At 63.0% G+C, this 9,950-nt stretch carries 10 protein-coding genes and 1 pseudogene; 6 read left to right on the top strand and 5 right to left on the bottom strand.

The window, feature by feature from the left end:
• The 4 genes and pseudogenes from VKR55_RS06405 to VKR55_RS06390 form a co-directional block, all read right to left on the bottom strand.
• Nucleotides 1-671: flagellin N-terminal helical domain-containing protein (locus VKR55_RS06405; protein ID WP_475386418.1), on the bottom strand; the 671-nt coding region annotated here is incomplete at its 3' end.
• A gap of 289 nt (nt 672-960) precedes the next feature.
• On the bottom strand, nt 961-1,692 hold the full coding sequence (locus VKR55_RS06400; protein WP_324400879.1) for a histidine kinase: 732 nt from the start codon (nt 1,690-1,692) through the stop codon (nt 961-963).
• Between the two features lie 47 nt (nt 1,693-1,739).
• Entirely contained in the window at nt 1,740-2,156 is a 417-nt protein-coding gene (locus VKR55_RS06395; RefSeq protein ID WP_324400885.1) for a response regulator, read from the bottom strand.
• Nucleotides 2,157-2,454: 298 nt separating this feature from the next.
• Nucleotides 2,455-2,826, bottom strand: a pseudogene (locus VKR55_RS06390) (response regulator); the annotation flags it as partial.
• A 259-nt stretch (nt 2,827-3,085) separates the two neighbouring features.
• On the opposite strand from VKR55_RS06390, the gene VKR55_RS06385 reads away from it, so the two are divergent.
• The 4 genes from VKR55_RS06385 to VKR55_RS06370 all read left to right on the top strand — a co-directional run bounded on the left by VKR55_RS06385 (nt 3,086) and on the right by VKR55_RS06370 (nt 5,784).
• Nucleotides 3,086-3,787: a Crp/Fnr family transcriptional regulator gene (locus VKR55_RS06385; protein WP_324400877.1), complete on the top strand. Its 702-nt coding sequence runs from the start codon at nt 3,086-3,088 to the stop codon at nt 3,785-3,787.
• A gap of 238 nt (nt 3,788-4,025) precedes the next feature.
• Nucleotides 4,026-4,769, top strand: a complete 744-nt coding sequence (locus tag VKR55_RS06380; RefSeq protein ID WP_324400875.1) for a Crp/Fnr family transcriptional regulator — start codon at nt 4,026-4,028, stop codon at nt 4,767-4,769.
• A 207-nt stretch (nt 4,770-4,976) separates the two neighbouring features.
• On the top strand, nt 4,977-5,366 hold the full coding sequence (locus VKR55_RS06375; protein WP_324400873.1) for a response regulator: 390 nt from the start codon (nt 4,977-4,979) through the stop codon (nt 5,364-5,366).
• A 169-nt stretch (nt 5,367-5,535) separates the two neighbouring features.
• Nucleotides 5,536-5,784 carry a hypothetical protein gene (locus tag VKR55_RS06370; RefSeq protein ID WP_324400871.1) on the top strand — a complete coding sequence of 83 codons (249 nt, stop codon included), beginning with the start codon at nt 5,536-5,538 and terminating at the stop codon, nt 5,782-5,784.
• A gap of 44 nt (nt 5,785-5,828) precedes the next feature.
• Here VKR55_RS06370 and VKR55_RS06365 read toward each other — a convergent pair whose 3' ends face one another.
• Entirely contained in the window at nt 5,829-6,437 is a 609-nt protein-coding gene (locus VKR55_RS06365) for a helix-turn-helix transcriptional regulator (RefSeq protein ID WP_324400869.1), read from the bottom strand.
• 317 nt (nt 6,438-6,754) lie between these two features.
• Here VKR55_RS06365 and VKR55_RS06360 point away from each other — a divergent pair, with 317 nt between their 5' ends.
• Both VKR55_RS06360 and VKR55_RS06355 read left to right on the top strand, forming a co-directional pair.
• On the top strand, nt 6,755-7,915 hold the full coding sequence (locus VKR55_RS06360; protein ID WP_324400866.1) for a hypothetical protein: 1,161 nt from the start codon (nt 6,755-6,757) through the stop codon (nt 7,913-7,915).
• 374 nt (nt 7,916-8,289) lie between these two features.
• On the top strand, nt 8,290-9,621 hold the full coding sequence (locus tag VKR55_RS06355; RefSeq protein ID WP_324400864.1) for an MFS transporter: 1,332 nt from the start codon (nt 8,290-8,292) through the stop codon (nt 9,619-9,621).
• The last annotated feature ends 329 nt before the right edge of the window (nt 9,622-9,950 follow it).

Below are 9,950 nucleotides of genomic sequence, written 5' to 3'. Positions count from 1 at the left end.
CCTGCGCCATCGTCGGTGGCCGCGACGCTTGCGCTGGTGCCGACCTGTGTATTGATCGCGCTCTCGATATTGGCGAGCGTGAAGGCGCCTGAAGTGCCGGTACCAGAGCCGGTGGCCAGGGTTACGGTGTGGGTGTTGATGGTGAAGGAGATGGTGGAGCCCGGGTCAGTAAGGCCAGCCGAGAGGTTGACCGTGCTGGTGACCTTGGCGTTGGTCGCCGGAGTATTGGAGAGGTTGATCGTCGTGATCGCGCTCGTGCCGGTCGCAACGGCGTTGGTGGCCGCGGTGCCGGTGCCGAGCAGGTTGTTGGCGGTCGCGCCGGTGATGGTGGCGGACGTCACATTGGACTTGGTCGAGTAGCCGGTCGGCGCCTGCAACACCTGGTTGGCGATCGACTGGGCGGAGGCGACCAGGCTCTGCAGCGAAGTGATGCCGGTGTTGGCGGCCTGCAGCACCTGCACGCCGTTGCCGATCGAGTCGAGCAGGTTGCCGATGTCGCTGGCGCGGTTATCCAGGCCCTGAGCCGTGAAGAAATTGGTCGGGTTGTCGAGGGCCGAGTTGACCTTGTTGCCGGTGGCGAGGTCATTCTGGGTGGTGGCGAGCAGCGAAGCAGTCGACTGCAGCGAGAGCAAATTCTGGCGGACTGCCGCCGAGAGGACGATACCAGACATATTGGTTTCCTTCTGGATGAACACAAGTGACGCATCACCGACACGTTCTGGTCGGCGACCGTGCCAGACTGTTCGCGAGGTGCTACCCGTTGGTTAAATCGGGCCCAGCAAATTGCGGAAGTACCCGCGCCGCCGTTGTTAATACTAATCGCGCGCTAACCGATCGATTCGCATTGCGTTTCTGATTGCGTGAAAAAGAGCGACGCTATTAATCAACAAGATCGTTGATGCAATTGGGATTCGCGTGTGCGGGATCGTGAGTTCGAACCGCTTGTTTTGCGCGGTCGGCTTAGCTGTCTGCTAACCATGCCGGCGTGTCGGAGGCTTTCGGCAGGAGAATTTCGACGCACGCATTCGTGCCTGCCGGCGCTAGGATCACCACATGCCCCGCGGATGGCGCGACGAATTCCTCGGCCATGCCGACCTCGGTAAAGATCTGGTCGGGATGTTGCGCAGCGTCTCCATAACCATGCGCGTGGAGCGCGATCACGATCGCATCTTGGTCCGCCCCGCGCGTGGCTCCGGACGCCGCAGCGCCCGTCTGTATCCGGCGCATCTCGGCCGTGAGCGTGAGCGCACCGCCTTCGGGCATGGCGTTGCAGGCGGCGATCGCAAGGCTCAGCACAGCCGCCATGACTTGGCCCGCGTCTGCCAGCGCCGGCGGCAGATCGGCAGGCGTCACCACGGCCATCTCGATGCCGCCAAGCGTCGGCCGCAACAGGCGACTTGTCTCGTCGAGCAGCGCGCTGACATCAACTTCGGTGGGTTGCGCCGGCAGGCCGCGCGCGAAGGCGAGCAGCCGCGAGGTCAGCGCGGCGCCGCGGCTGGCGGCCTCGTCAATCAGCCGCGTCACCGCCGCAAGCTGTGGCTTGTCGGCGACCGCTTCCGACAGGATGTCGATCATCCCGGTGATGACGGTGAGCACGTTGTTGAAGTCATGGATTATGCCGCCCGCGAGCTGGCCCACGATGGCGGCCCGCCGCATCCGCTCGTCGGCCGATTCAGGCGACGAAGGCATCATGGATCGCTGCTGGAGGGTCGACGTCGCCTCCCTGACTGGCGGTGCCACTATCTCAGCTGCACCTTGTTCGGATAGCGCTCCCTCGCCTCTGACAAGCATTCATTGATGACCGCGAGCAGCGCGGCTGGTGTGAACGGCTTGCGCAGGCAGCGCGACGCGCCGAGCTCGAGCGCCATCCGCAGGAAGTCCGGCGCGGGCGTGTTGAGGTTGGCGAAGGCGTAACCCGACATCGCAATCAGCGGGATCGTCGGCGCGCGCTCGTGGAAGATCCGGATCGATTCGAAGCCCCGCATGTGCGGCATGAAGATATCGACGATCATCAGGTCGAAGGAGCTGTCCTCGAGAGCCTTGAGCCCCGCGTCGCCGCCGTCGGCAATGATCACCTGGAAATTGTGCCGCTCGAGATAGACCTCGATGGCCATGCAGACCATCGGATCGTCGTCCACGACGAGAACGCGCGCCATGTCATCTCGCCGCGGCGTCGCATCCTGTGAATGATTGGCAAAGCCGGAATCCTGCTGCACGCCAGTCTCCTTTCCTTCCAATATGCCTACGCCGACTGCGGCGCCCTCCGCCGTCCTCCGACTAACGCCCGCGCCGCCATTCTGTTCGAGGTCACGACGGCCTCCCGCCAGCGCGCCCGGTGGCGGCAGGCATTGCAAGGCCCGCACCGCCGTATCTTGTGTTGTCGAGGGTTGCCTGCAGCGCGCCGGTCACGGTCCCCAGCGTCACGACCTGTCGCCGATGCGGATCGGCCTCCTTGAGGCATTCGTCGATGACACCGAGCAGGGTAACGGGCTTGAACGGCTTGCGCAGGCAGCGCGTGGCACCAAGCCGCGTGGCAAGCCGGAGAAATTCGGGCGCGGCCGTTTCCCATTCCGGGAAGGCGTAGCCGGAAATTGCAACCAGCGGCACCGTGGGGGCACGTTCGTGGAACAGCCGGATGGCCTCAAAACCCCTCATCTGCGGCATGAAGACGTCGACGATCATCAGATCGAAGCTCGCTTCGTCGAGCGCGGCAAGACCGCCTGGTCCGCTATCGGCGGCCGAAACGCGAAAGCCGTAATGCTTGAGCCAGACGCCGATGGCCTGGCCGACATGCGGATCGTCATCCACCACCAGTATGCGGCGCATAGCGGTCTCCTTCCGCTCGTCCATGCGCTTCCTTGGTTCCCGCGTTGATCGTACTCGGCTTTTCGGCAGCGAATCAGCGCGCAAATCTCATTTCCGCCGCAAATGGCGCAGCCTGTCTGCCCTCCAACGTGTATAGGGCCGGTGATACACCTCATCTGCTTTCCGCAATTGCATCGTGGAACGAGGTTCTCTAGCTTCATCACACCACCCACGTTCGACCGAAAATTCCCGCCCAGCTCGGCGGGACTGTTTGTTTTTCATGCCTTCAGACCAGCGTCCGCCCAACCGCCTGTTGCAAGCACTGCCCGCGGCAGATTTTGAGCTGACGCGTCAGCATCTACAGATTGTTGAGTTAACAAGAGATTTTATCCTGGTTGAAGCGGGCCGGCCGCTGGCCCAGGTCTGGCTGCCGCATTCGGGCATCATCTCTCTCGCGGTCAGCCTGTCGGATGGACAGGCCATCGAGGTCGCGATGCTCGGCAACGACGGTATCGTCGGGGCGCCGGAAGCGCTAAGCGACGCCGTCGCGCTGACCGACGCTGTGGTGCTCTGTCCCGGCGCGGCTTCGGTCCTCGCGGTCGCGGATCTGAAGATGATCGCCGATAAAAGTATCGCATGGCGACAATTGCTGGCCGTGCACCATCAGGCGCTGCTCGCGCAGGCACAGCAATCGGTCGCCTGCAACGCCGCCCATTCGGTGGAAGAACGCCTGTCGCGGTGGCTCCTGCGCGCGCACGAGCTGTGGCAGGGGGAGGCGCTGCCGATGACGCAGGAATTGCTGGCCCGCATGCTCGGCGTCCAGCGCAACGCGGTGTCTATCGTCGCGCACGCGCTGCAACAGGCGGGCGTGATCAGCTATAGCCGCGGGCATATCGAGATCCTTGACCAGGAAGCGCTGCGGAAGACGTCGTGCGAATGCTATCGCGCGGCTAAATCCAAGCAGGCGCATCTTTTCAGATAGCAGGCACTACAGCGCGGCTGCCCACGCCCCGGCAATGTCCCCCACCGGCGGCGACACCGGCCTGTCGTGGGTCCAGCGCTTTCTCCCGGCAATTTCCGAACGTTTTCTCGGGCGATTTCCTGGACGATTTCTTGGACGATTTTTTCTTGCCAAGGAAATAATCGAGGCTCATGCTTGTTATTGCGCATGGCTGCCGGCGACCCAGAGACCTGATTTGCCCGTGAGGCGGGAGACGGCTTTGGACACGACCCCTCGTTCACCGAATGGATTCCTGTCCTCGCTGAGCGCGGATGATTTTGAGTTGGTCCGCCCGCATCTCAAGACCGTCGATCTGGTGCAGGATCTCGTGCTGGTCACCGTCGGCGAAACGCTCAGGCGCGCCTACTTGCCGCACCGCGGGGTGATCTCGCTGGTCGTTGATCTCGCCCGCGGCGAGCATGTGCAGATCGCCATGATCGGCCGCCAGAGCATTTTCGGCGTGTTCGCCGCGCTCGGGGACGCGATCGCGCTCAACAGCGCCGTGGTGCTGGTGCCGGGACCTGCCTCCACGATCGACCTCGACCGGCTGCGCATGGCGGCCGACCAGAGCGCCACGTTCCGCTCGACGCTGCTCCGGCATGGGCTCGCGATCTACGCACAGGTCCAGCAGACGGCCGGCTGCAATGCCTCGCACACGGTGGAATCGAGGCTGGCGCGATGCCTCCTGCACACCTACGACCTGTCCGGCGGCGTCAAGCTTTTGCTGACGCAGGAGGCGATGGCTCAGATGATCGGCGCCCGGCGCAACAGCGTCTCGCTGGTCGCAAGCACCCTGCAGCAGGCGAACTACATCCACTACAGCCGCGGCCACATCGAGATCACCGATATCGATGGCCTCTCAAGGACCGCCTGCGAATGCTACGCCTCGGTCAAGGCGCAATATGAGCGGCTGTTGAGGCCGCGCTGTACGGCCGAGGATTCACCGCGCCGAAGCACGGGCTGACCGGCGATTCCACACCCTCCGCGGGGCCGCAGTCCCAATTTGGGACGCGCCGATTTATTGGGCAGGGAATTAACGCGCTGTTCAAGGACCACTGATAATTGTCACAATGCTGACGCGCGCGAGTTCCGAAAGAGCTTCGTCCATTCGCCACTTCGCGAGTGTCTCGCTCGTGTTCGGCCGTTTTCGAACTGCGCGGAGTTAAAGTTCATGGCTTTTGATCTGTCGATGCCCATCCTCGTGGTCGATGACTACAACACGATGATCCGGATCATCCGCAACCTGCTCAAGCAGCTCGGCTTCGACAACGTCGACGACGCCAGCGACGGCTCGGCCGCGCTCGCCAAGATGCAGACCCGCAAGTATGGCCTCGTGATCTCCGACTGGAACATGGAGCCGATGACCGGCTACGACCTGTTGCGCGAGGTCCGCGCCAGCCCCGAGCTGTCGAAGACGCCGTTCATCATGATCACGGCGGAATCGAAGACCGAGAACGTCATCGCCGCCAAGAAAGCGGGCGTCAGCAACTACATCGTCAAGCCCTTCAACGCCGCCACGCTGAAGACCAAGATGGAGGCGGTGTTCGGCCCGGCGGAATAGGCTTTTCGAAAAGCCTCGCCCACCTCGCTTTCTGCTCTCCCGATCAATCCGGCTGTGACGAGCGCGCGAGGAGAGCGCGTGCACCGCGCAACCGTACTAGTACGGCGTGGGATGTTCATTTCTGGCTAACAATGAGCGACGATAATTGCATGAGGCAAAGGAGAGCTTCATGTTCACGTTCGAGACAGCGGACCAGAAGGAAGTCCGGCGTTTTCGTATCGCGCAATTCAACGGCCGCACTGCAACCATCAAGTCCGGCGGGACTGTCGTCACGGGGCTGGTCCGCTCGGTGCTTGAGCATTCGTCGAGCATGCCGACGCGCTGGACCATCACGCTGATCCCCGCGCCGCCGAAGGCCAGGCCTGCCGTGCTGCGACCCGGCCCGCGTTTCGACAGCCTTGCGGAAGAATATCTCTGAACGGCTGCGCGGCCCCCGCGCCGAAACATCAGCGACCGGTCACTTCAATCGATGGGATGCAAGAGCGCCGCGCGGACGAGATCCGCGGTGTTGCGCGCGCCGAGCTTGCGCATCGCCTCTGCCCGGTGACTCTCGAATGTGCGCGGGCTGATCTGCATGCGTAGCGCGCCCTGCTTGTTGGAATAGCCCTCGCTGATCAGATTGAGGACCTCGCGCTCCCGCCTGGTCAGCGGCTTTTGGCCGGCATCCGACAGTGGCACGGCAACAGGCGGGCGGCCGTTCTGATTGCCGCACTCGCTCCGTTCCCGCCATCCGCCCCTGGCCGGCACGAGCGCTACGGCCGCGGTGCCGCCGACTTGCTTGACCAGCGCACAGACGCGCTCCGTCTGCAGCCACGCGTTCTCGACCACCTTCTGCAGATGGTCACGCTGGCCTGGCTCCGGTGAAAAACGATGGCTATGCTGCCTGAGCTCTTCGATGTAGAGCAACAACGCCGTCAGCGGTCCATTGAGCTGGCGCGCGATCGAGTGGCCGGCTTCCTCCACAGCGCGCGCGCGGGCCGCCGACAATCCAGCCGTATCGAGCTCGCTGGCCGGGGTTTCCCTCCGGTCCGAAAAATGCGAATCGGCGACTCGGTCTTCTTGCTGCGACATGTCGGTTATTTAGCGAAAGCTTGGCTGTGCCATGGTTAATTTTTGGTTCCGTAAGACTACGGGATTCACCACGGCCCAGATCCGCCTTGCGCGTTGAAATTGCAGGCGAATACAAGTTGCCTCGCACAGGTTGCGAAACCTTACCGAAAATTGCGTAGTTCTACGGAGACGGGCCGGCCCGCGGCGCTCCTGTTTGGTTTCGTGTCACTAGACACATTAATCAGCCGCCAACTCTTTCTATGTTTCCCTGTCATAAATGCTCGCTCGGTTAGCGGGTCCGTTTTGCCGAATCAATTCCCGGAAAATCAGGTCCCCGAATGCCCGTCGACAAGATTTGGGATTTTCTGCAGCGACTGACCCCGCTGACGCGAAGCTGCCTCCTCGCCGAGCTGGAAAGGCTGGAGCTGAGCGGCGTCGACATGCCCGGCTCCGCCGATATCCAGGCCAAATTGCGCGCCGAATTCCGCAAGGATGGCTCGACCCAAAATCGCGAAGGCCAGCCGTCGCGTTATTTCTTCGCACCGCTCGATCCGCTCCTGACCGACGGGGCGCCCGAGCACCCCAATTCGGGTCGCATCCCGCGCGGCTCGCTGGCGCCGATCTGGGAATGGATCAACCGCGACCTGTTGCCGACCATGGCGCGCGACTTCAACACGCAGATGAGGGAGCTGATCGCCCTCGACAAGCAGAAGGAAGCAGGGCAAGCGGCGTTCGTCTTCCAGACCAAGGTGGTCAAATATCTCGAAAGCACGCTGGGCGACCGCGTTAGCGCCGAGGCGACCCGCGCCAAGCTTGGGACCTATACGGCCGCGCGGTCGGCCTTCGGCGATCTCGTCAAGATCATGCATGCGCTACGCGCACGCGAGGCGATCGCCAAATTCAACAAAGGCCTGCCCGAGAGGTTCGGCAAGTTCGACGACGGCGCAGTGGCGCGGATGACAGCGCGGCTCGACGCCTTCGGCAAGGATAATGCCGACGCCCTGCCCTTTGCGATCGCGCTGATCGGCAGGCGGCTGAAGACGCAGTGGCAGCTGGTCCGGCTTGCGACCAAGGCGGCGCCGTCCAAGAACGCGGCCGACGTCGCCGCCACACCCTACGCGATCGCAGTCTCGATGGTCCTGGACCGCATCGACGACGGCCGGGCCGCGCTACGGATCGCGCTGAAGCAGAACCGCGTGCTGATTGCACGCGATCTGCTCGCCGAGATCTACGACACCGAATATGCGCTGAAGGTTCGCATCGATCAGTTCGATCAATCCGAATGGGGCGTGCGGCTGAAGCAGCTGATGGACGCGATCGCCGAGCTGGTCGCGGTCGAGGTCAGCCGCTTCCCGGAGAAGGTCGGTCACGTGCTGGGCTCGCGCCGCCTGCGCAGCCATGAGTCGCTGGCAGGGAAGCTGACCTATCTCGCCTGGAAGGGCCGCGACGCGCTGACGAACGGCGCCACCTATTGCAAGCGGCTGATCAACGCCGCCTGACCGGCCGGCCTGGCAAACGGCACGGCTATGGGCGCCGGCTCCGCAGATTGAGAAACGTCTCGAGGAACCGGCCGGACAGTACAAACCTGAACCACCAGTACAACTTGCGCCGCGGCGACATGGGTTTTGCCCTCGCGATTGAGCATCCCGCTGGTACGTAACCGCTAATAACGAGTGCGATGCAAAACGCGTGTGACGTGCTTCACATCTTCCAGACGGCCGAACATCAGCGCCGAACGGCCTTGCGCCTCCTCCTTCTGGATGCCAGTGTTCCGTTGGATGCCAGTGGAACCGGCAACCTTCGCTCGCGTTTCGTTGGCAACCAATAACAAGCAAAAAATGCCGCTTCGAAACAGCAGGGAGGAGACAGCATCATGACCACAGCCTATCCCGATCCGGTCCCACTCAGCTCCACCGAACATCAGGTCCAGCTTCGCCGTGCAGTGATCGCCTCGACCATCGGCACGGCGATCGAGTGGTACGATTTCTTCCTCTATTCGACGGTCACTGGCCTTGTCTTCGCAAAGCTCTTCTTCCCGCATTCCGATCCATGGGTCGGGACGCTGGAAGCATTTGCGATCTATGCGGTCGGCTTTGTCGCCCGCCCGATAGGGGCTGCGATCTTCGGCCACTACGGCGACCGCATCGGCCGCAAATCGACGCTGATCGCGACCCTGCTCTTGATGGGACTTGCGACCTTTGCGGTTGCGCTGGTCCCAACCTATGAGCGCATCGGCATCTGGGGCGCCGTGATCCTCACCGTGCTGCGCTTCGTCCAGGGCGTCGGCGTCGGCGGCGAATGGGGCGGCTCGGTCTTGATGTCGATGGAATGGGCGCGCAACAACAACTCGCGCGGGCTGGTCGCTTCCTGGCCGCAATTCGGCGTGCCCTGCGGGCTGTTCCTCGCCAACCTCGCGGTGCTCGCCTTCAGCCAGATGTCCGGCGACAGTTTCCTCGCCTGGGGCTGGCGTATTCCCTTCGCCCTGAGCCTCATACTGGTGGCGGTCGGGCTCTATATCCGGCTCGGCATTCTGGAGACGCCGACGTTCTCGAAGCTACTCGCCGAGCAGAAGATCGACCGCACGCCGATGCTGAGCGTCTTCAGGGAACATCCGAAGGAGATCCTGCTTTCCGCCTTCGCGCGCATGTCCGAGCAGGCGCCGTTCTACATCTTCACCGCCTTCATCTTCTCCTACGGCATCGGCTCGCTGCACGTCTCCCGCGACTTCCTGCTCACGGCCGTGCTGGCCGCGTCAGTCTTGTCGTTCGTGTCGATCCCGGTGTTCGGCCATCTGTCGGACCAGATCGGGCGCAAGAACATGTATCTGATCGGCGCGGTCGTGACCGGCGTGTTCGGCTTCATCTATTTCGCCATGGTCAATACCGGCTCCGAGCCGATCATCTTCCTCGCGATCTTCCTGTCGCTGGTGCCGCATGACATGCAATACGGGCCGCAGGCCGCGCTGATCGCTGAGAGCTTTACCGGCCGGCTGCGCTATAGCGGCGCCTCGGTCGGTTACCAGCTCGCCTCCGTCATCGCCGGCGGGCCGGCACCGCTGATCGCAACCTGGCTGTACAGCACCTACCACTCCGCGACCGCGATCGCGGTCTATATCTTGTTCTGCGCCGTGATCACGGTGATCGCGACCGCCCTGATGACCGACTACACCGGCAAGGACATTTCGGGAGAGTATTCCGCGCAATAGTCCTTTCGTTGCCCGTGCGACACGAGGCTGCTGCGTTCACCGGGCAAAAACGATGGCCGTGTAGGGTTGGCAAAGCCAACGGGTCGGCGCGAAGCGCCGCCCGATGACAGGCTCCGCGTGCCCACCGCTGAAGTTGAATGTGTCGCTGGCTGAAGTGGTGGGCACCGCGCTTGCGCGCCTTTGCCCACCCTACAGAGCTGTTGACGTAGTGGGGCGCCTATCACACCGAGTTCTAGCCGACCTACGACTACAGGCCGATCGGCCTCGCCAATCACGGGAAGGCGAAGTAGGCCTCGGCAACCTATGGAACCGCCGGCGCGCCCCGCGGC

The organism is Bradyrhizobium sp., from assembly GCF_035309285.1.
Lineage (GTDB): Bacteria > Pseudomonadota > Alphaproteobacteria > Rhizobiales > Xanthobacteraceae > Bradyrhizobium.
The sequence above is the reverse complement of the archived record's forward strand: the minus strand, read 5'-3'. Positions and strand labels throughout refer to the sequence as shown.